Raw genomic sequence first — 21,403 nt, 5'->3', positions numbered from 1 at the left:
ATGCCATGTTGAGTTGCGGGGACTACGTAAAAAGCGTTCGAATCACGTCCGTTCACGCCCTGCGTTTCAGACGCTTTTTACGTAGCTTATGAGGGCATTTCCCTGAAATAGGAACACTGGTGTGACTTTCGGAAACATCCTATCTCTGGGGCGGCATACCGCTCGTCAGGTATCCGGGAGATACGCGCACAGCGCATGTTTTTGCATGACGCAGTGCGCACGCGGGCCTCGATTCGTGGCAACGACGATGAGGTGATGGGGTGGACTGCGGCGCAATGCCGCAGTGCTGACGGGGCAAACGAGGGAGTCGGCACCGGAAGTGCTGCCGGAATGCGGCGCAGCAAAAGTTACGCGAGATGATGTCCATCAAAGCGTGTGCCGATGGCACAAGCATTCGCACATATTTCACTTGATCTCACGTGCAAGCCGTCTCTAGAATGACTTCTTCACACGCATCGGGCGCTATTCACATCAAACGTGTGATAAGCCGTCTGGCGCCCGTATTCGCTACCTGCGGATATTTCACGAGAGGGATGCCATGCTCAGACTTCTGTCGAAATACTGGTGGTTGCTTGTGCTGCGCGGTGTATTGGCCGTGATTTTCGGAGTTGCAGCCTTTGCGTTACCCGGCGTAACGATTGCGGTGCTGGTGCTGTGTTTCGGCGCGTTTTCGTTCGTGGACGGTGTCTTCTCGCTTGGCGCCGCATGGAGTGCGCGTCAGGAGCATGCCGATTGGTGGCTGCCGTTGCTGCAAGGCGTCGCGGGCATTGTCATCGGAGTCCTAACTTATCTCAACCCGGCGTTGACCGCCGTTGCGTTGCTTATCTATATCGTGGCCTGGAGTTTCGTCACCGGTGTCTTGCAGGTGGCCGCCGGCATCGCGCTGCGTCGCGAGGTCAAGGGCGAAATGTGGGTCATTCTCTCCGGTGTGTTCAGCATCCTGTTTGCCATCTTCATCATGTGGCAGCCGGGCGCAGGCGCGCTGGCACTCATCTGGGCCATCGGCTCGTGGGCCATCATCTGGGGTGTGCTGCTGGTGATGGCGGGGTTCCGGTTGCGGGGCGCCGGTCACGGCATTTCGCAGGCGCCCGCGGAACATCTTAGGTCATAGGTTCGAATGCGCGGACCGCGCCCATTGCACACAGCGCGGTTCGGCATATTGTCCGTTTCCTTCGTCCGCATGGGCGTGCTGTGCAGCCCCATGCCGACGGCTTCCCCCCCCGGTAGCCTGCGGGTTGCCAGACGTCAGGAGTCTCTAATGGCTTTGAATCATACGCGTAACACCCTCGGTGAAAAGATCCGTATCGAATCGGTCAACCTGCTCAATCGCGGGCTGGTCAACGGCATTGATGTGCAGCGTCAGGCGAAGCAGGCGCACTGGAACGTGCATGGGCCGGGCTTCATCGAGCTTCACTTGCTGTTCGACACCGTCTACAACGCCGCCATCGAGTGGGCGGATCTGTGTGCCGAGCGTCTCGTGGCGCTGGGCGGCGTGGCCGATGGCCGCGTGCAGACCGTCGACGAGAAGACCGAACTCCCGGTCTACAAGAACGAGTTCAAGCGGGGTCTCGATCACGCGGCCGCGCTGGCCGAAGCGCTTGCAGCCTACGGCGAGATCATTCGCGGCCTGATCGACGCCTCGGCCAAGATTGGCGACGCCACCACGTCGGATGTCTTCACGGAAATCTCCCGCGGCGTGGACGACCATCTGTGGAAGGTCGAAGCGCACCTGCGCGGCGAGTAACGAGCGCACTGCGGCGGCACCCCGGCGGGTGCCTGCTCCGCTTGTCTTCGCATCGCGCGTAGTTCCTCTCTTTAAACGACGATGAGCGCGCACACCGGAGTCTGCCGGTGCGCGCGTTTGCGTCGCCTTGCTCAACCTCCCCCGGAGCCGTTATGACCACCCGCAATCTGAGCCAGATGTTCCAGCCGAAATCGGTCGCCGTGATCGGCGCGTCCAATCGCGAGCGACGTGTGGGGACGACCGTGCTGAAGAACGTCATCGACGGGGGCTTCGCGGGCGACATCTATCCCGTCAATCCGAAGTATTCGACGTTGGCCGGTCTCACGTGCTATCGCGATGTCGGCGACTTGCCGCAGGCGCCCGATCTGGCCGTGATCTGTACGCCGCCGTCGACGGTACCCGATCTCATTCGCGAACTCGGCGAGCGCGGCACGCGTGCGGTGGTCGTGCTCACCTCGGGACTCGCGCGAGAGAAGGACCGCCACGGCGTGACGTTGCAGGAGCGCATGCTCAGGAACGCGAAGCCGCACGTGCTGCGCATTCTTGGCCCGAATTGCATTGGTTTGCTGAGTCCCGGCATCGGGCTGAACGCCAGCTTTGCGCACATGGGCGCACGTGCGGGCAAGCTCGCGTTCGTTTCCCAATCGGGCGCGCTCACGACTGCGGTGCTCGACTGGGCGGATGCCCGTGAAATCGGTTTCTCGCATTTCGTCTCGATGGGCGACAGTGCCGACGTGGACTTCGGCGACATGCTCGACTATCTCGCGAGCGACCCCGGCACGGATGCCATTCTGATGTACATGGAATCGATCCGCGACGCGCGCAAGTTCATGTCCGCCGCGCGGGCCGCCGCGCGCAACAAGCCGGTGGTCGTCATCAAATCGGGGCGCGTGCCGGAAGGTGCGCAGGCCGCGGCGTCGCACACGGGGGCATTGGCCGGTTCTGACGATGTCTACGACGCCGCGATCCGTCGCGCGGGCATGCTGCGCGTGAATACGACCGACGAGTTGTTCGCGGCGGTGGAGACGGTGGCGCGTCTGCGTCCATTCACCGGCGACAAGCTCTCGATCATGACCAACGGCGGCGGTGCCGGCGTGATGGCGACCGACGCGCTCGTGCTCGATGGCGGCAAGCTCGCCCATCTGAGCGACGCGACTCGCAACGTGCTCGACACGGTGCTGCCGAAGACACTCGGCCGGGTCAACCCGGTGGACATCGGCGGAGATGCGGATCTCGCGCGCTACACCGCCACGCTCACCGCGTTGTGCGAAGACCCGGAGACGGCCGCGGTGCTTTTCATTCAGGCGCCCACGGCGGTAATGCCGAGTCTGGATGTCGCGAACGCGATTGCGGCATTGCCGAGGCCGTCGAAAAACGTGTTCACCTGCTGGCTCGGGGGCGAGACGGCCGAGCGCGCCCGGCGCGTTTGCCGCGAGGCCGGCCTGCCGACTTACGACACGCCCGAGAACGCGGCGAGGGCGTTTCTCGAAGCCGTCAACTATCGTCGCAACCAGGCGTTGCTGATGGAAACACCGCCGTCGATTCCGCCGGGCTTCGCGCCGGATGTCGCACGTGTGCGCGCCATCGTCGACAGCGCAATGCGCGAGGGACGCGAATTGCTGACCGAGCCCGAAGCCAAGGGCGTGCTGGCGGCGTACGGCATTCCGGTGGTCGAGACGATTGTCGCGCAGACCCCGGAGCTCGCGGGCGAGGTGGCGAAAGGGATCGGCTTTCCCGTCGCCGTCAAACTGATTTCCCCCGATATCACGCATAAATCGGATGTTGGCGGTGTCGTGCTCAATATCGAGACGGCGGAGCAGGCGAGCGAGGCGGCGCGTCAGATCCACAAGCGTGCGCTGGCGGCGAAGCCCGATGCGCGCGTGACCGGCTACTCGGTGCAGCGCATGGCCAATGGGGCCGAGGCGTTCGAGCTGATCGTCGGCGTGGCGACCGATAACGTGTTCGGGCCGGTGCTGCTGTTCGGGCAAGGGGGCACGGCCGTCGAAGTGATTGCGGACCGCACCATCGGTCTGCCGCCACTGAACCTGAATCTGGCGCGCGACATGGTGGCGCGTGCGCGCGTGTCGAAACTGCTTGCCGGCTATCGCAGCCGGCCTGCCGCCGATCATGAGGCCATCTACCTCACGCTTGTGAAGCTCTCGCAACTCGTATGCGACGTGCCGGAGATCGCCGAGCTCGACATCAATCCGCTCTTTGCCGATGCGCACGGCGTGCTCGCACTCGATGCGCGCATCGTGGCGCGCAAGCCCGCGTTGCCGGGGCATGGGCGTCTGTCGATTGCGCCGTACCCGCAAGAGCTCGAGAGCACAATCGATGCGGGCGGCAAGCCGGTGCGGGTGCGTCCGATCCGGCCGGAAGACGAGCCCGCGTACAACGCGTTCTTCCACACGCTCACGCCGCAGGACGTGCAGTTCCGCTACTTCGGACTGATCAAGGCGCTGTCGCACTCGCAGATGGCGCGCGTCACCCAGATTGACTACGACCGGGCAATGACGTTCGTCGCCACGGAGCAGGACGAGGCAGGCAATACGCGTCTGCTCGGCGTGGTGCAGGCGCTGGCCGATCCGGACAACACCGTGGCCGAGTTCGCCGTGACGGTGAGTCCCGCCGCCCAGGGACGGGGGCTGGGCCGCGCACTCATGGAGCACATTGTCGACTACAGCCGCAAGCGAGGCACAGGGGAGCTCATCGGCTATGTACTGCGCGCAAATACGCGTATGCTGACACTCGCCCGTCATCTCGGCTTTGTCGAAGACAAGGAAATGGAAGCGGGCATTCTTCATATCCGGCTGCCGCTGCAACAGCCGGCAAAGGCGCGGGAGACTCGCAACGGGTGACGCTCACGACGGTCGTGGCCGCCACGCGCGCAGTGCCCGGTGCCCGTGCCGGGGGCAGGGCGGCCGCCTCTTCCAGGAAGACGAATGCTAGTGAATTGCGTGGCCTATGAGGATGGCCGCAAGATTGCCGATCTGCATCCCGATGAAATTTCGGACTATCTCGAACGTCCGCACTGTTTTGTCTGGGTGGCGCTCAAGGATCCCGGCCCGGGAGAACTGGCGCAGATGCAGCACGAGTTCGGCCTGCACGACCTTGCCGTCGAAGACGCGCAGCACGGTCACCAGCGCCCCAAGATCGAACAGTACGGCGACTCGCTCTTCGCCGTGCTTCACGTGCTCAACAAAGACGCCGAAGGGGATTTTTCCATCGGCGAAGTGGCTATCTTCGCCGGGCACAACTACGTGCTGTCTGTGCGCTCGAACGCGACGCAGGGACTCGGTGCGGTGCGCGCGCGGGCGGAGAAGGAGCCGCATCTGCTGCGGCAGGGGTCGATCTTCGTGCTCTACGCGTTGATGGACGCCATCGTCGACAGTTATTTCCCCGTGCTGGACGACCTCGAAGCGCAGCTCGAAACCATCGAAGCGCAGATCTTCACGCCGAACGAGCCCGCGAAGGGCCGCGCGATCATCGAGGATCTCTACCAGCTCAAGCGCCGGCTGATTACGCTGCAACACGCCTGCGTGCCGCTCATGGAGGCCGTCAGCAAGCTGTTCGGCGCCATGGCGCCCAAGCTCTGCGGCGGCATGCAGGAGTATTTCCGCGACGTGTTCGACCATCTCCAGCGCATTACGAAAAACATCGATCTGCTGCGCGAAATGGTCACGACGGCGCTCTCCGTCAATCTCGGCATGATTTCGCTGACCGAAAACGAAACGACGAAGCGTTTGGGGTCGTTCGCGGCGCTGTTCGCCGTGCCGACGATGATTGCAGGGATCTACGGGATGAACTTCGCCGACATCCCCGAGCTGAAGTTTCAGTACGGCTACCCGGTGTGCATCGTCGTCATGATCGTCATCGATCTGTTGCTGTTCCTGAAATTCCGCAAGGCGGGATGGCTTTGACGGGAAGCGCGTGAGCGGGGCGTTGCCCTGTCTCACGTCCTTCCCGGTTTTCATGTCGGGCGCGTGTCTCGACGGTGGCTCCGGGCCGCCCTGTTGCCGCTTTGCGACGGGCGGTGCACCCCTTGTTTTTCCGCAGTGACTGGCGTCGAATAATTGTTCTAGTATGCGTCAATACCGCGTCAGACGGTTGCCAAAAGGTTGAAAACTACAATAGTCCGCCAGGCAATTTGGGGGTCAGATATTGAACGCACCACTCAAGGGGATCCGCGTCATTGAGTTCTGCCAGGGCGCGGCGGGAGCCTATTGCGGCATGCTGTTGGCCGACATGGGCGCAGATGTCATTCTGGTCGACGATCTCGTCGACGAAATTTCCAACGATAGCCAGAGCTCGCTCGGGGAATCCGCGCAGGTCGGTTTGCGCCGCAACAAACGCTCCGTCGCGCTGGACCTGCTCACGCTCGAAGGCCGCAGCCTCGCTCACACGCTCGTGCGCGGGGCGGATGTCGTCATCGAATCGCTGCCGCCGGGCACGTTGGCGCGTGCCGGGCTCGGTTACGACATGCTGGCGGCGGCGCAACCGCATCTCATCTACGTTTCGATTTCCGCCTTCGGTCAGGACGGCCCGCGCAGCGCGCCGCAGTCCGGTGTGCCCGCGCTCGAGGCGTTAAGGGGCATGCTGGGCGCCGCGTCGACCGGGATGGAGCCGCCGCGCGATCTGCCGGTGGCGGATCTGGCGGCGGGCCTGTACGCCGCGTTCTCCGTGTCGGCGGCGCTGGTCGCGGCCGTGAAGAGAGGTGTTGGCGTGCACATCGACGTGCCGATGCTCGGGGCGACGCTGGCGATCGCGGCGTTGCGCGGGGGCGACGAAGGGGCCGAGGCGGCGCTTCGTGCCGGTCTCGTGCCTGCGGCGGCAATGGGCAACACGGGCGGCGTAGCGGGCGGTGACGTGTCTGCTGTGGCCCACCAACGGCGAGCGCTGGCAGAAGCTGAGGGGCAAGGCAAGGCGTCGCCGCTGGCCGCACCGTTGGTGACGGACGGGGCAAGCCATGAGGCCGGCGATGAGGAGCGTTTCGGGGGGCCGTCCGCACCGTGGCCCACGTTCCGTGCCCGCGATGGCTACTTCGGGATGGATCTCGACGGACAGGCCCATTGGCAGGCGATCTGTGCACTGATTCACCGGGTCGATTTGCTCGACGATTCGCGTTTTGCCGGTGCCCGCGAGCGCGCACGTCATCAGGCTGCCTTGCGCGATGTGCTCGAAGCGGTCTTCGCGCTGGAGGATCGCGATGTCTGGCTCGCGCGGCTCGTGGCCGTCAGTGTGCCGTGCACGGCCATTAGTACGTACTCGCGTGTGCTCGCAGATCCGCAGGTGGCGCATATGGGCTGGGTGCGTCCGATGGTGCTGCCCAGCGGCGAGACCACGCACACGATCGTCTCCCCGGTCCGAATGAACGGGAAGAGCCCCATCTCGCGGCTCGATCCGCCCGCACCAGGGGCGCATACCGGAGACATCCTCGCGGAGCTCGATGCCGGTGAAGGGCCGAACGTCGCGCATCGGGGCACGCCGCAGGTTTAGACACGTTTCATTGGTTCCCTCGTTTTCAGTCTGACGGCACTCTCGCAGTGCCTTTTTTTTGCCGTCGGTGCTTGTTCTGCGCCGCGGTATCTCCCTGCAACGCGTTGTGGAAGGGAGGTGGATTGGCCTGACTGGCCGTCCGGCCGGGCTTTTCCATCACGACGCATATCTATATAATCTTGCGTCATAAACATATGACAAATAGTGATTTGGCTTGCGCCGGGTCACTTTGCGCCGGATTTCGTCCATGTTCCCCGACCTTTTGAGTGCTTCCCCTGTGGCCGCGTTGCTGGGTGCCGGCGTGGGTCTCGTATTGGGGCTGACCGGTGCGGGTGGCGGGATTTTTGCCGTTCCCGCCTTGGTTTTCGGACTTGGATGGGGCGTGCCGCAGGCCGGGCCGGTGGCGCTACTTGCGGTTGGCGCGAGCGCTGCGGTCGGTAGCGCGCAGGGTTTGCGTGCCGGGATCGTGCGATATCGCGCCGCCATCCTCATGGCGGGGATCGGTATTGGCGTAGCGCCGCTGGGTACGTGGATGGCGCATCGGCTGCCCGAGCACTGGCTTGTCGGGCTCTTTGCCCTGGCCATGCTGATCGTGGCTGCTCGCATGTACCGCGCGTCGCGTGGCGGCGCGGGCAAGCAGCATGAGCATGGGGCGGCGGCACCGTGTGCGCCGCTGCCACCGTGCCGTCTCGATCCGTCGACGGGACGCCTGCACTGGACGCGGCGTGTCGCCGGTACGCTCGGCGCGATTGGGGTGGTATCGGGCTTTGCATCGGGATTGCTGGGCGTTGGCGGCGGGTTCGTCATCGTGCCCGCGCTCCGGCGTTTTACCGACATCACGGTGCATGGTGTCGTCGCTACATCCCTGTTTGTCATCGCGCTGATTTCCGCCGGGACAGTTGCCAATGCCTGGTGGCACGGTATGCATCCAGGCGCACAGGGCTGGACGTTCGTGGCCGGCGCCATCGTGGGCATGTTGCTCGGGCGCGCGCTTGCACCACGTCTCGCGGCATCACGGCTTCAGCAGATTTTCTCGGCATTGATGGCCGTCGTCGCCCTCGGCATGTTCGTCAAAGCCTTCGGCGGTTGATCCCGCCGCCGCGCCATTCGCGCATCTCGGCCGTCTCGCGGCTTGTGCAAATCTCGTGAGGTTTTCAACGCTTTTCGAGTGAAATTCGTCGCTCGGTGAATCTGCCTGTCACACCGCGTCGGGACAGTGGTTCATGTTTCGACGGCCTTTCAAATGAATCTTTTCGTCACCCGCTTGTCCATCAAAACGTGGCATGAGCGTGCGTGCTACGTCATTTGAGTTATTCCCGCATTGAAGCGCCACACGATGCGTGGAGCACGCACTTCGCTCACGGTAATCCTCCTAATTTGGACTAGGATATTTCCTATAAACAGTCCCAAATCGGCTGGATTTTGTAGATTTATCCTATATTTCCGCTGGTCGTAAAATCGGCGCGTAACGTTCAAGTGTCACGCGGCGGGGCGATCGGCATCGGCCCGATGACAAGAACCTACGTTGACTCTTCCATGTCTTGCTCGTCCCTTCGTTTGAACGCCGTTCAGACGGCGGGGCGGCGCGCTGTGACGACACTCATAAGCGTAAGCGGCGCCATGGTGATGGCGCTGTTCGCGGGATGTAGTGAATACAAAGCGTCGACAGCGGGCGTGTCGGGTTCCACGCTCGAATCCGAGAGCGAGGGGGCATCGCTGTCGCAGGCAGAGCCGCTGGGGGTGGCGTCGCGAGAGGTCGAGACGCGGATGCGGCCGGTGGCTGCGGCAGTGAAGTTGAGCGCGACGCCGCAAGTGGGCGTCGTCGTGCGTGGTTCGTATCGATGGATGGCGGATTGGCCTGAGACCGATAGCGTGCATCTGTGGGAAGCGGCGTCGGGACCGACACGTATTCGTGTTGTCGGACGCGCGAAAGACATGATGCCGTCGGCAGGCTTGCGCGGCGTTCGCATTCGTTACTGTGTCAAGCCGGTCATCGGCGAGGGCACATCCCGGTTGACAGGGCACAAGACCTGTTCGGCGTGGACGACCGTCGACGGCCCGAAATCGAACGATACCACCGGATAACGCAGGCAGCGTGTGGGAGAACCATGAGTGGTTGATGCGCTGGTGCGCAGCGTCCCGCAATCGTCGCCTGGCAGCAATGCGGTCACACCTTTGTGACCAACGAGTGCGTCGGAAAGACGCACATTCCTCTTTTGGGAAGCCATGACGCGTAGACACGGCGAAGGATCGCGCGCGCCCACGGCTGACTTCTTTTAAAAGGATCCCGCACATGATGGTTAAGATTCTGATTGCCGACGATCATCCGATCGTCGCCTCCACACTGCGTGAAATGCTTTCCCCGGACCCGGGATTTCACGTCCTGCCGCCCGTTTCTAATTCGACTGAGTTGTTCAAGGCCCTCGAGACGAATTCCGTCGACGTGCTGATTACCGATTACTGCATGCCGGGCGGTGCATTTGGCGATGGCCTCGCCATGATCAACCGCGTGCGTCGCAAATATCCCGACGTCAAGATCATCGTTTTCACGTCGATTGAACAGCCAGCCATCATTCATGCGCTCGATAGCTGCGGCGTGCTGGGTGTGATGACAAAATCGGACGATTTGCGGGAAATTACGGTGTGCGTGGAGCGTTGCCGTCGTGGCATGAGTTATCGGGGCGGGCGCGCCGAGCAGATTCTCGACGAGCAGATGCGCCGCAAGCCGACCGCGCGGCGTCCGCTCTCGCCGAAGGAGATGGAAGTGTTGCGCATGTATTTGGACGGCATGAACGTGACGCAAATCGCCACGGCGCTTAAGCGCTCGTCCAAGACGATCAACAATCAGAAACGTATGGCGATGTGCAAGTTGGGGTGTCGCACCGACATGGAGCTGTTCAAGCTGTTCATGACGTGGGATATATCGGAACTTGATGGTGACGCTGAAACCCCGAGTGCTGCCTGAGCCCGCTTTGACCACAAACGTTGGAGTCTATGCCTGCCAGAACGATGACGCGAGACATCGCGATCGCCGGCCGCCTGCTCAGTATTGGTGGCCTGCTTGCACTTCTTTTCGGTCTGTCGGTTTGGGCTGCGGCAGTTTCCTATGCGTTGTTCGGCATGGTCTGGCAAGGCGCGCAGAAAACGGCGGCTTTCTTTGCCACGGTCGGGCACGAAATTCGTGACATCGAGATTTTCAACGAGCAGGCCAGCGCAATGGCGCGGGCCACGTTGGCGAGCCCCGTACGTTCCGGTGGGGTGACCTCTTCGCTCAACAGTCGAATTGCGACGCCTTTGCTCGAGATGCCGGTTGGCACGGCGAGGCGCATTGCCGGCGTAGGGTGGGAGGGCGAATTCCAGGTCGTCAAGCTGGCAGACATCTCGCCTGAGCGCGCCGAGTTGCTATCGCGACTCACCGTCCGCCTCATGATTCTCGACGCCAACTTCTGGAGCGCGCTCGGGACTCAGGACGAGACCTTCATCATTTCCGCCGATGGGGCTTATGCGGCACATCGTACGACGGTCGATTTCCAATCCTTGAGTGCCGCAGACCTCACGCGGGATACACGGGCGGTGCTCGGGGAAATCAACAAGGTCAAACGTTATACGGCGGACGCAAGCCCCACGGGCGACGTTCCGTTCTGGACGTATCAGTACCAAGATCCCCTTACGCGTACGACGGTCGTTTCCAGCTTCGTGCCAATCCGCGATCTGGATGGCAACCTCCTGGCTTACGTGGGCACAAGCATGGCGCCGGACGCAATCGTGCCCGAGCGCCTGCGCACGTTGGCGCACACGAGTGAATCCCTTCAATTGGTCTCGCCGGACGGTTTCGTCATTGCGAGCGCCGGGGCGCCGCTCTCCACCCTGGGACAACTGCGTACGCTGGCACGATTGCCGCTGTTCGGCGACGCGGAAATGAAAGTGCGCTACGACGGCCATCGTCTCGTCTTCGAGCGCCATCTGGCTTCCACGCCCTCCTATGTGCGCTACGCCGTTCGCCCGCTCGATATGTTGCGCCAGGGCGCGCCGCTCTTGCTCATTGCCACATTGCTGCTATGCATATACACCGCGTGTGTCTATGCCGCGACGCGCTACATGCGTCAGCGCATCATCGAACCGGCGCGCCAACGTACCACGGCACTCCTTGAGCGCGACGCCTTTACGCAAACGCTTATCGAGACGGCGCCGGTCGGCATGGCGATCATCGATCCCTTCGAGCCGGCTGTCGTGATGAGCAATCCGGCATACGCAGGCACCGTCGATCTGCTTCGGCAACTCGGCGACGGCGAACTGATGCGCATGTACCGGCAACTGAACAGCGGGGTGGTCGCACGTCCGGTGCGTCGCCTGTTGAGCGCGAACGACGATGCGGGGGAGCGTCACTACGCCGTGAGCTTCGTCGATACGGTCTTTCGTGAGCAACCGGTATTGATCGGCACGTTGTCCGACGTCACCGAGCAGCGCCGCTTCGAGTTGGAGCAACGCAAGGCGCGGCTTGCGGCCGAGAGCGCCAATCGTGCCAAGGACGTTTTCCTCACCACCGTCAGTCATGAGATGCGTACGCCGCTGTATGGCACGCTCGCGTCGCTCGAGCTGTTGAGCGCACAGCATCTGGGTGACGACCATCGCTATTACGTCGACGTGATGGAGAGTTCGACGCGAAACCTGCTCGATCTCATCAACGATCTTCTCGATTACTCGCGCATCCAGGTCGGTCGCTTCGAACTGAATTCGCGCGACTGTTCGCTGCTCAAGGAATTGGAGGCGGTTGGTTTGTCGTTCACGGGGCGTGCTCGCCTGCAGGGGCTCACGCTGGACTGGATGATCGATCCGCAGCTCTCGCGGGCCGTGCATACCGATGCCTTGCGGCTTGGCCAGGTGGTGACGAATCTCGTCGGTAACGCCGTCAAGTTCACCGAAAAAGGACACGTGGCATTCAGTGCCATGGTGACGCGCTCGGACGCGCAGGGCTGTGATGTGGCCTTCACGGTCAGCGATAGCGGGGTAGGCATTGCCGCCGCGGATCTGGGCGATCTGTTCCGGCCGTTCGGCAAAAGCACGGCCGAGGCGGGCATGCATCACGGCACCGGGCTGGGGCTGGCGATTTCGCATCAGTTCGTCGGTATGCTCGGCGGCGTGTTGCAGGTCGACAGTGCGCAAGGTGAGGGCACGACCATGCGTTTCACGCTGCATCTGCGTTGGGCCCCTGACACCGAGGCGCCGCGCGTCGCAGGCGCGGGGCAGACGTTTGCATATGTCAGTGTGCTGGCGCGCCGTCATTGGTATCTCGACGCGCTCATTCGCCGTGCCGGTTACGAACCGGTGCGGTACGACGACGCGGTGTTGTGGTCCACTGGCAGTGGCCGTGAGCAGGACGCCGGGTTGCTGATGTTCGCCGACGAGTGGCCGGTGCGGGGGATGGCGGGCGCGGAGGTTTATCTGCTGCGCTCGACGCCTGTGGATCGTCCGGCAGGTAGCGCACCGGCATGGCCGCGAGATATTGCGCTGTTCCAGCAGGCCGAACTGTGGGAGGCGCTGAGCACGTCGCCGCGTCCGGGGCTTGTGACAAGTGCGGACTTGCCGATACCGGGCTCCGCGAACGCTCAGACGCGCGTGAAGCCGTTGGCCGGTTGGTACGTGCTGGTGGCGGACGATCATCCGATCAGCGGCATGCTGCTGTCGCGTCAGTTGGAAGGCCTTGGCGCCATGGTCGATTGCTATCACGATCCGCGTGAGGCGCTCGATGCCTTCGACGCCGAGTCGCACATGCTGGTGATCACGGATGCCAACATGCCGCACCTCTCCGGACATGCGCTCGCCACGGAGATCAAGGCGCGTGCGCCGATGGTGCCCGTGGTGGTCGCCACCGCCGACGTCACACTTCGCAATGATCGTGAAACAAATTCACCGTTCGATGCCGTTGTCTACAAACCGGTGGATGCACGTTCGTTGCTGCGTGTCATTGAACTGGTGCGCTCGCGCTATCCGTCGCTTTGCGTCGAAATCGCGCCGCTGCCAGCGTCATCGCGCCTGATCGAGAACGTTCCCAAGCCAGTGCCGGAAACGGCATCGCCGAAGGACTGGCGTTTGCCCCTGTCGGACATGCTCGATACGTTCGTTACGATCGCGGATCAGGACATCGCGAACTGCCGGGCGGCGCTGGCCGAGATGTCGCGCGAAACGCTTCGTCATTCTGCCCACCGGTTGCGAGGCGGTTTCATGGCGTTCGGCCTGAGTTCGCTGGCAACGCTTGCGGCGCAGGTCGAGCATCTGGCACCGCAGGCCTCGGCCGGGCAGATGGGCGCCGCGCTCGACGTGCTCGATACCGCATGGAACGACTGGCTGCGCGCGCAAGGGCATGCCATTGCCAGCGACGTCTGATATTGCTGCGTGGCGTTCTCCGTTGTTTTCTGGTCGAGGCGGGTTGCGCCCGCCTCGCTACTCAACGAAGTGTTCCGAAATCAACTGACGTAGCCACTGGTTCCCGGCGTCCTGGTGGTAGCGCCGGTGCCAGAACACGTTCGTTTGCAGCGCGGGCAACCGAAGCGGCGGTTTGACGAAGCGCAGGCCGAACGGCGCGGCAGCGCGTTCGGCGAATTTTTGCGGCACCGTCACAACCAGATCGTTAGCGCTGACGACGTACGGCACGGCGATGAAGTGGGGGACCCAGAAATTGGCGTCGCAACCGAAGCCGGCCTGCGCCAGAAGCTGATTGACGCGCGCGTAGGGGTTGTCGCCCGTTGCAACGAACAGATGGCGCGCGGCCTTGAATTCCGCCAATCCTGCGTCGGGCGTGTCGAGCGGGTGCCCGATGCGAAACAGGCTCACGTATTGCTGACGAAACAACCGTCGCTGGAAGAACGGTCCCGTCAGATCGTCGAATGCGCCAACGGCGAGATCGATGCGTCCGGCCGCCATCTCCTCCTTCAATTCGGGCAACGACGCCCGCACCGTCCTGATGCGCACCCCCGGTGCCAACTGGGAGCACAGATCGATCAGCGCCGGCATGAAATACACCTCGCCAACATCGGTCATTGCCAACGTAAATTCCCGCTGACTGCTCGCCGGGTCGAACGCCTCCCGGTGATTGATTGCCCGTGAAATGCCCGCGAGGGCGGCAGAAACGGGCTCGGCCAGCGCTTCGGCAAACGGCGTGGGTTGCATGCCCGCGCCAGTTCGCGTGAAGAGTTCGTCTTCAAACGTTTGCCGCAGGCGCGCCAGGCCATTGCTGACGGCGGGTTGGGACAAACCCAACTCGCGAGCCGCCTGAGAAATGCTGCGATGGGTGAGCACTGCGTGAAAGACGACCAGCAGGTTCAAGTCGACGTCGCGTAAGGAGATCATGGTGCGATGAACGGCGCGAATCGCCGTGGAAGTGGATGCAAGATTATTCGCATTGTGAATATAGTGGATTTGTCTATTTATATCGCAAAATGTGGTCGCTTGTCGGACAATGATTGCATTCGAATCAGGAGACGAGGCCATTCATGCGCCAAGCAGACCAAATCCAGGGGGAGCTGGGCTATCTGTCCGGTTTTGCCAACGAGTTCGCGACCGAGGCATTGCCCGGCGCGTTGCCCATTGGGCAGAACTCGCCGCAACGTGCGCCGTACGGCCTCTACGCGGAACAACTTTCCGGTACGGCATTCACGGCGCCGCGCGGTCATAACCGCCGCTCGTGGGTCTATCGCATCCGTCCCGCGGCGATGCACAAACCATTCTTCGCAATCGAAAACTCGCGCTGGCTGAGCCGTTTCGACGAGGTTCCCACGCCGCCCAACCAGATGCGCTGGGATCCGTTACCGATGCCCGGCACGCCGACCGATTTCATCGACGGCATGGTGACGATGGCCGGCAATGGCGGCCCGGATGCGGGGCGCGGCTGCGGCATTCATCTGTACGCGGCCAATCAGTCGATGGACGGCCGTTTCTTCTACAACGCCGACGGCGAAATGCTGGTGGTGCCGCAAGAAGGACGCCTGCGCATCGCGACCGAGTTCGGCGTGCTCGAAGTCGAGCCGTATGAAATTGCCGTGCTGCCACGCGGCGTGCGCTTCCGTGTGACGCTGCCGGACGGCCGTGCGCGCGGCTACGTATGCGAGAACTACGGGGCGTTGTTCCGTCTGCCGGATCTGGGCCCGATTGGCTCGAACGGTCTGGCCAATCCGCGCGATTTCCTGACGCCGGTTGCCGCCTACGAAGACATCGAAGGCGACTTCGAACTGGTCGCCAAGTTCGGTGGCGCGCTGTGGCGTGCCGACATCGGTCACTCACCGCTGGACGTCGTGGCCTGGCACGGCAACTACGCGCCGTACAAGTACGACCTGCGCCACTTCAATACCATTGGCTCGATCAGCTACGATCATCCGGATCCGTCGATCTTTTTGGTGCTCCAGTCGCAAAGCAATGCGCCGGGTGTCGACGACATCGACTTCGTGATTTTCCCGCCGCGCTGGCTGGCGATGGAAAACTCGTTCCGTCCGCCTTGGTTCCATCGCAACATCGCGAGCGAGTTCATGGGCCTCATCCAAGGCGTGTACGACGCCAAGGCCGAAGGTTTCGTGCCCGGCGGCGCGAGTCTGCACAACTGCATGTCGGGCCACGGCCCCGATGCGGATACGTTCGAGAAGGCCTCCGCGGCCGACACGAGTAAGCCGCATAAGGTCGAGGCCACGATGGCTTTCATGTTCGAGACGCCCGCGGTCATTCGCCCAACGCGTTTCGCGCTGGAGACCAAACAGTTGCAGGACAACTACTACACCTGCTGGCAAGGTCTGAAGAAGCACTTCAATCCGAACCAGAAGTAAGCGGCATCGCGCCACGACCCCCTTCAACATCAAGACGGCCGGCCCGACGCATGCGTTGCGCGCGGCTGGCCGACGCGTTACCTCGAACAAGGAATTCCACATGTCTGCTCTCCTGCAAAGCTGGGTCGCCTCCGCCAACACCGGCGTGACGGACTTTCCGCTGCAAAACCTGCCCTATGGCGTGTTTAGCACTCAGGCCCAACCGACGCCGCGTGTGGGCGTCGCCATCGGCGATCAAGTGCTCGATCTGGCCGCTCTCGAAGCGGCCGGCGTCCTTAAGGCGGGCGACACGCCGGTCTTCGCCCAGCCGTCCATCAATGCCTTCGTGGCGCTCGGTAGCGCAACATGGCGCGCTACGCGCGCACGCCTGACGTCGTTGCTGGCACTCGACGGCGACGCGGCCCTGCGCGAGAACGCTGCGCTCAAGGCGCAAGCGCTTGTGCCGCTTGCGAACGCGACGTTGCATCTGCCGGTGCAAGTGCCGGGCTACACGGACTTCTACTCGTCGAAAGAGCATGCAACCAACGTGGGCACCATGTTCCGCGATCCGGCCAACGCCCTTCTGCCGAACTGGCTCGAGATCCCCATCGGCTACAACGGTCGCGCGAGCTCGGTGGTGGTGAGCGGCACCGCGATTCATCGTCCGAGCGGCCAGATCAAGTTGCCGGATCAGTCGCGTCCGATCTTCGATGGCTGCCGCAAGCTCGACTTCGAACTCGAAACCGGCTTCATCGTCGGTCGCGACACGGCCTTGGGCGAATCCCTGAGCGTGGAAGCGGCGCAGGCCGCCATCTTCGGCATGGTGGTGCTCAACGACTGGTCCGCGCGCGACCTGCAACAGTGGGAATACGTGCCGCTTGGCCCGTTCAACGCGAAGACCTTCGGCACGTCCATCTCGCCCTGGGTGGTGACGATGGAAGCGCTCGAACCGTTCCGCGTTGCCGGCCCGGAGCAGACGCCCGAGCCGCTCTCCTACCTGCAACAGCAAGGCCAGCACGCGTTCAACATCGAGCTCGAAGTGCTGCTTCAAGCCGAAGACGACGCCGAGGCGACGTCCATCTGCCGCACCAACTTCCGCCATATGTACTGGAGCATGGCGCAGCAGTTCGCGCATCACACGGTATCGGGTTGCAACGTGCGTGTTGGCGATCTGATGGGCTCCGGCACGATCAGCGGCCCGACGCCTGACTCGTTCGGCAGCCTGCTCGAACTGACGTGGAACGGCAAGAATCCGATCACGCTTGCCAGCGGTGTGAAGCGCACGTTCATCGAAGACGGAGACACCGTTGTGATGGCCGGCTGGTGTCAGGGCGATGGTTATCGCGTCGGCTTCGGCGAGGTGTCGGGCAAGATCCTTCCTGCGAAAGCCCGGTAAGCTCAACGAGCTCCCTTGGCTCAACAAGGTCGAGAAGGTCGTTGGTCGGCTCGCTAAGCTCGCTAGGGCCGCCGAGCTCACCGAGCGCGACAGGCCGCTCCCGTCTGATATGCGCGACGCGCCGTGCCGGTCATCCGGCCGGCGCGTTTGCTTTTGGCGGATCGGTCGATGCGTCGTGCAGGCCCGCTTCGGCGCCGCCCGCCGACGGCAGACGTTGCCACCACGGGTTGACGCGTGCGGTGAGCAGGCTCGCGGTGACACGGCAACGCGTCGGCATGTAGGCCAGTTCGTTACCTACGCGTCGCAACAGCGGCGGATCGCCGAGGCGAGCGCGGCGAGGTACTCGCAGCGAACGCCGCGCGCTTGGCGTGGTCTGGCTGGTGGATGAGCGGTGTGGCATTCGGTATCTCCCGAAAACGTGTGAGGACGGGAAACATTTAGCCACGTCGCGGCGGTGCGCGACAGGTGAAGCAATCCGAAAAATAGGTACGGGGCGCGTGACGAACGCGCCCCGCGTACTTTCTCGCGGGGGCGCGATTAGCCGGGCTTTTTGTCGTGTGCCGGGGCGGGCGAGGGCTTCGCGACCTTCTTCGACGTCGGCGGTGCGTCAGCCGCTTCTACGGGCACCGGCGTCTCGCCGTCTGTCCCCGTCATTGGCGCGCCGCTGGGTGCGGTGACCGGGCGATTCAGGCCTTCGTTGATCCACGCGGTCAGCAGCGTGTAAGTCACCGCCAGAATCACCGGGCCGACAAACAGACCGACGATCCCGAACGTCAGCATGCCCCCGAGCACACCGGCCAGAATCAGCGTCATCGGCAGATCGGCGCCCCGGCGAATGAGCATCGGACGCATCACGTTATCGAGCATGCCGATGATCACCGAGAGCACGAGGAGCAGCGTGGCGAGCGTCGGGCTGTCTTGCCAGTAGAGCCATGCTACGCTCGAGAGCAGCACGGGGAACGGCCCGATCTGCGCGATACACAGCACGAGCATCAGCGCGGTCAGAAAGCCCGGCAACGGCACGCCCGTGAGCCATAGCCCGATGCCGCCGAGCAGCGACTGCGTCACCGCCGTGACTACGATTCCGAGCGCCACGGCGCGAATCGACATCCCGGCCAGCCGCACCGACTCCTCGCCGCGATCCCCGCCCAGACGTCTCGCCATACGAATCAATGCGCGCGCCGCCCGTTCACCCTGCATGAAGAGAATGCCGGAGATGATCAGCGTGAGGCCGAGGTGGACCACCAGCAGTCCGACCGATCCCAGTTTGGAGAATCCCCACGAAGCCGCCTTGACGGCGTAAGGCTGCACCTTGGCGACGAGGCCGCCCGGGCCCGCGACCGCGAGCGCCTGCCACTCGTCGCTTGCGCGCTGGCCGACCACGGGAATGCGCGCCAGCCAGTCGGGGGGCATCGGCAGGCCGCGCTGGCCGATGGAGTGCACCTGATCGCTGATGTCCGAGGCATGGCCGATCAGCGTGCCGATGGCTGCGGACAAGGGGGCGACAACGATCACCAGCATGCCGATGATCATGACGGTCGTGGCGAGCCACCGTTTGCCCCATAGCCGGCGCTGCAAACCGATGAGTAACGGCCAGGTGGACGCGACGATCGTCACCGCCCAGATAAACGCCGGCAGAAACGGCAACAGCACCCAAAGGGTACCGACCATCAGCAGGCTGAGGACCAGGATGACCAGCAGGTTACGGGCGAGTTCGCTCGGGGTTGTGGAAAACATAGGCGCTCCGGCGGGCAGGGGGGGAACGCGTCGTGCGGTGCGTCCGGCTCAGGGTCACGCGCAATGAGCGCGCTTCGGGAGCACGATGCCATGCCGGGCCAACGACGGCAAGTGCGCTGCAACACTTCGTCACAAAGCCGTGTGGCGATCCTCGTCATCGTCGTCATCCTCGGCGTTCGGGGGCGCTGTATGACGGGCAACGCCGGAGGGTGCGACGGATGTGCCCTGCTTGCGCGTGTGTGGCGTGTGCGGTGTCTTTGCCGTGCGCGCTGCGACGGGCGCCCGTGCTACGCGCGTGGTGCCTGCCGTTATGGGCGTAGCCGCCTTATCCCTCTTCGCCACGGTACTTGCCGTCTCCAGCGTGTCGGGCGGCCATCCGTTATGTGCGTCGTCCATCGGCAAGAAGACCGACTCGTCTCCCGAGGTGTCGCCCGGATCGGTGTGTCGTCCTCCCATCCCCCCGAACGCATCGTCATGCGGACTGGCAGGACTTGGGGACGCATCCGAGTGCGAACCGACAGACGAGCGGCCGGAGTCGCCCTGCGACGTCACGGTGATCGTGCTGACCTTCGGGCGGCCGCGACGCCGGGTGTAAGCCGTGCAAAGTGCGTCATGCCGCGTCGCAATACCCTGCAGGGAGATGGCCGTGGCGATCAGGCTGTAGAGCACACTGAGCACCATCTGCGTGTGCCAGTCCACGCCGTCGCTGTGTTCGTCGACGGGTGGGAGCGTAGTCGATGAGTTACCGTCGAGGGCCAGGGCGGCGTCGAAGGCTGCCTCGTCGTCGTCCGGTGCGCCTGCCTGAGCGTGGAACGTCGAGAGGAAATAGAACCCGAGCGTCAACGTAAGCCAGATGGCCTTTGGCGCTCCGGTGCGTAACGACCCTGTGAGCTCCGCCCAGAACGCAGGCCAGAACGGCGCGTCGGCTGACGCAGGGACGTCGTCGCTGAATTCGCAGATCAGATCCGCGAAGCGGTCTTGCAGCAGCAGTTCGAGCCGGGCGTTCTCCGGGGAGATGGCAATGCGATCGACAATTGGCAAGAGAAGGGCGCCGGGGATCGGGGCGAGCAGAATCTCAAGACACGAGTGGATCGTATTGGCGAAGCGATGCGACATGATGCCCGGTGCGGCGGCCGATATCCCCAGCTCGACCGCCAGCCGCGCCAGATTGCGCAGAACGCCGTAGCAAAACACGAAGCCGACGATATGCCCGGCGACGTCCCGCACCGGGTTACGCAACATGGTTTGGAGCGCTTCGAGCGCCTGCGACGGCGTGACGTGGGTGAGACGGCTGCGCAATGCCGGATGCGCGGCGTTGAAGCGGGCCATCCCGATAAGGTTGACCATCACGACCCCCAGCGCTTCGACCGGGGGCCACATCAGGGATTGGGTGCGCCTCGGATCCACAAGATCGGCGAACGACGAAAGCAGCGTAGCGCCGAAGGCGAAGGGCAGCGCGTCGCGCGCCAGACCGATGCGAAGCGAGCGCCATGACAGGCTGGGGTGTTCGTGACGGAAGAGGGCGTCGAGGCGCCGTCTCACTTTGGCGACGTCCAGCCCACGTTGCGCGAGAACGTGGGCCTCCACCCGCAGATGCGAGCGCAAGTCATCGAACAAGGGGGGCTCGCCTGCCATGGTGTGCGTGCGCGCCGAGCTGCGCGACGCGTGCGCGCCGGATTTTCGACCCGCCGGGGCGCCGCTGTCGGCGCGCGCGAAGCGGCGCAGTGCCGGTGTCGCGACCTCGTCGCGCAGCGCCAGATAGATGGACTCGGCGGTGTTGCTCGCATCGTACGCGCCGAGCCGGAAGTGCGTCATGCCCGGCGCACGGTCCGTCGGGGGCAGGTTGGTGGCGCGTCGCACAACGAGGGCGAGTTCGCTGTGCGACTCACGCCAGCGTGGATGCGCGACAGCGGCATGTTGCGTATCGCGGGAGCTGCCCAACGAGACGGCGGCTTGCTGTGCCCGTGCCAAATCGTCTTCGATATTGCTGTCCGACTGAGCAAGCGGCAGTGACGTCGGGCGTTCTACGGTGAAACTCGTGGTATGCGCACAGACTTGTCTTGACGGGGAAAAAAACGGAGGCATGTCGTCGATGGTCGGCTGGACACGCGCAATTCCCCTTGCCCGCACCGCTTGCCGCCATTTCATGGGAGAAATGAAGTGGGGGATGCTACGCGCATCCCCGCGGTGCGACGACGCTCGGACAGGCGTTTAAAGACGTTCATTCGCGAATTTGCGTAG

At 63.5% G+C, this 21,403-nt stretch carries 15 protein-coding genes; 11 read left to right on the top strand and 4 right to left on the bottom strand.

Annotation, left to right across the window (positions count from 1 at the left end; genetic code table 11):
* Positions 1–538 precede the first annotated feature (538 nt).
* The 9 genes from ACIPHM_RS02430 (at position 539) to ACIPHM_RS02390 (ending at position 13,624) form a co-directional block, all read left to right on the top strand.
* Positions 539–1,111 (top strand): HdeD family acid-resistance protein, encoded by a 573-nt coding sequence (locus ACIPHM_RS02430; RefSeq protein WP_400324189.1) that lies wholly within the window; start codon positions 539–541, stop codon positions 1,109–1,111.
* Positions 1,112–1,258: 147 nt separating this feature from the next.
* A complete protein-coding gene (gene dps, locus ACIPHM_RS02425) occupies positions 1,259–1,744 on the top strand; it encodes a DNA starvation/stationary phase protection protein Dps (RefSeq protein WP_400324187.1) in 486 nt (161 codons plus the stop codon).
* A gap of 152 nt (positions 1,745–1,896) precedes the next feature.
* Positions 1,897–4,602, top strand: coding sequence for a GNAT family N-acetyltransferase (locus ACIPHM_RS02420; protein WP_400324185.1), 2,706 nt, complete (start codon positions 1,897–1,899; stop codon positions 4,600–4,602).
* Between the two features lie 84 nt (positions 4,603–4,686).
* Positions 4,687–5,664 (top strand): magnesium/cobalt transporter CorA, encoded by a 978-nt coding sequence (gene corA / locus ACIPHM_RS02415; protein ID WP_400324183.1) that lies wholly within the window; start codon positions 4,687–4,689, stop codon positions 5,662–5,664.
* A 241-nt stretch (positions 5,665–5,905) separates the two neighbouring features.
* Complete coding sequence (locus ACIPHM_RS02410; protein WP_400324181.1) at positions 5,906–7,240, top strand: CaiB/BaiF CoA transferase family protein; 1,335 nt, start codon at positions 5,906–5,908, stop codon at positions 7,238–7,240.
* A 247-nt stretch (positions 7,241–7,487) separates the two neighbouring features.
* Positions 7,488–8,330: a sulfite exporter TauE/SafE family protein gene (locus tag ACIPHM_RS02405; RefSeq protein WP_400324179.1), complete on the top strand. Its 843-nt coding sequence runs from the start codon at positions 7,488–7,490 to the stop codon at positions 8,328–8,330.
* A gap of 500 nt (positions 8,331–8,830) precedes the next feature.
* Positions 8,831–9,325: a hypothetical protein gene (locus ACIPHM_RS02400; protein WP_400324177.1), complete on the top strand. Its 495-nt coding sequence runs from the start codon at positions 8,831–8,833 to the stop codon at positions 9,323–9,325.
* Between the two features lie 208 nt (positions 9,326–9,533).
* Positions 9,534–10,205, top strand: coding sequence for a response regulator (locus ACIPHM_RS02395; RefSeq protein ID WP_400324175.1), 672 nt, complete (start codon positions 9,534–9,536; stop codon positions 10,203–10,205).
* A gap of 29 nt (positions 10,206–10,234) precedes the next feature.
* Positions 10,235–13,624, top strand: coding sequence for an ATP-binding protein (locus tag ACIPHM_RS02390; protein WP_400324173.1), 3,390 nt, complete (start codon positions 10,235–10,237; stop codon positions 13,622–13,624).
* A gap of 57 nt (positions 13,625–13,681) precedes the next feature.
* Here ACIPHM_RS02390 and ACIPHM_RS02385 read toward each other — a convergent pair whose 3' ends face one another.
* A complete protein-coding gene (locus ACIPHM_RS02385; protein WP_400324171.1) occupies positions 13,682–14,587 on the bottom strand; it encodes a LysR family transcriptional regulator in 906 nt (301 codons plus the stop codon).
* 143 nt (positions 14,588–14,730) lie between these two features.
* Here ACIPHM_RS02385 and hmgA point away from each other — a divergent pair, with 143 nt between their 5' ends.
* Both hmgA and fahA read left to right on the top strand, forming a co-directional pair.
* Positions 14,731–16,050 (top strand): homogentisate 1,2-dioxygenase, encoded by a 1,320-nt coding sequence (gene hmgA, locus ACIPHM_RS02380; RefSeq protein ID WP_400324169.1) that lies wholly within the window; start codon positions 14,731–14,733, stop codon positions 16,048–16,050.
* Positions 16,051–16,150: 100 nt separating this feature from the next.
* Positions 16,151–17,425: a fumarylacetoacetase gene (gene fahA, locus ACIPHM_RS02375; protein WP_400324167.1), complete on the top strand. Its 1,275-nt coding sequence runs from the start codon at positions 16,151–16,153 to the stop codon at positions 17,423–17,425.
* Between the two features lie 130 nt (positions 17,426–17,555).
* On the opposite strand, the gene ACIPHM_RS02370 is transcribed toward fahA, so the two are convergent.
* The 3 genes from ACIPHM_RS02370 to ACIPHM_RS02360 form a co-directional block, all read right to left on the bottom strand.
* Positions 17,556–17,825, bottom strand: coding sequence for a hypothetical protein (locus tag ACIPHM_RS02370; protein WP_400324165.1), 270 nt, complete (start codon positions 17,823–17,825; stop codon positions 17,556–17,558).
* Between the two features lie 137 nt (positions 17,826–17,962).
* Positions 17,963–19,162 carry an AI-2E family transporter YdiK gene (gene ydiK / locus ACIPHM_RS02365; RefSeq protein ID WP_400324163.1) on the bottom strand — a complete coding sequence of 400 codons (1,200 nt, stop codon included), beginning with the start codon at positions 19,160–19,162 and terminating at the stop codon, positions 17,963–17,965.
* Between the two features lie 129 nt (positions 19,163–19,291).
* The gene (locus ACIPHM_RS02360) at positions 19,292–21,133 is read right to left on the bottom strand and encodes a hypothetical protein (RefSeq protein ID WP_400324161.1); all 1,842 of its coding nucleotides are present in this window, start codon (positions 21,131–21,133) and stop codon (positions 19,292–19,294) included.
* Positions 21,134–21,403: the final 270 nt, after the last annotated feature.

Source organism: Pandoraea sp. NPDC087047 (assembly GCF_044745225.1).
Lineage (GTDB): Bacteria > Pseudomonadota > Gammaproteobacteria > Burkholderiales > Burkholderiaceae > Pandoraea.
Note: the sequence above shows the minus strand (reverse complement) of the source record. Positions and strands in the feature narration are given on the sequence as shown.

Coding starts and splice junctions, on each gene's coding strand:
- ACIPHM_RS02390 (WP_400324173.1), top strand. CDS start 10,235: ATGCCTGCCAGAACGATGACGCGAGACATCGCGATCGCCGGCCGCCTG.
- ACIPHM_RS02385 (WP_400324171.1), bottom strand. CDS start 14,587: ATGATCTCCTTACGCGACGTCGACTTGAACCTGCTGGTCGTCTTTCAC.
- ACIPHM_RS02405 (WP_400324179.1), top strand. CDS start 7,488: ATGTTCCCCGACCTTTTGAGTGCTTCCCCTGTGGCCGCGTTGCTGGGT.
- ACIPHM_RS02420 (WP_400324185.1), top strand. CDS start 1,897: ATGACCACCCGCAATCTGAGCCAGATGTTCCAGCCGAAATCGGTCGCC.
- ACIPHM_RS02395 (WP_400324175.1), top strand. CDS start 9,534: ATGATGGTTAAGATTCTGATTGCCGACGATCATCCGATCGTCGCCTCC.
- dps (WP_400324187.1), top strand. CDS start 1,259: ATGGCTTTGAATCATACGCGTAACACCCTCGGTGAAAAGATCCGTATC.
- hmgA (WP_400324169.1), top strand. CDS start 14,731: ATGCGCCAAGCAGACCAAATCCAGGGGGAGCTGGGCTATCTGTCCGGT.
- fahA (WP_400324167.1), top strand. CDS start 16,151: ATGTCTGCTCTCCTGCAAAGCTGGGTCGCCTCCGCCAACACCGGCGTG.
- ACIPHM_RS02370 (WP_400324165.1), bottom strand. CDS start 17,825: ATGCCACACCGCTCATCCACCAGCCAGACCACGCCAAGCGCGCGGCGT.
- corA (WP_400324183.1), top strand. CDS start 4,687: ATGCTAGTGAATTGCGTGGCCTATGAGGATGGCCGCAAGATTGCCGAT.
- ydiK (WP_400324163.1), bottom strand. CDS start 19,162: ATGTTTTCCACAACCCCGAGCGAACTCGCCCGTAACCTGCTGGTCATC.
- ACIPHM_RS02430 (WP_400324189.1), top strand. CDS start 539: ATGCTCAGACTTCTGTCGAAATACTGGTGGTTGCTTGTGCTGCGCGGT.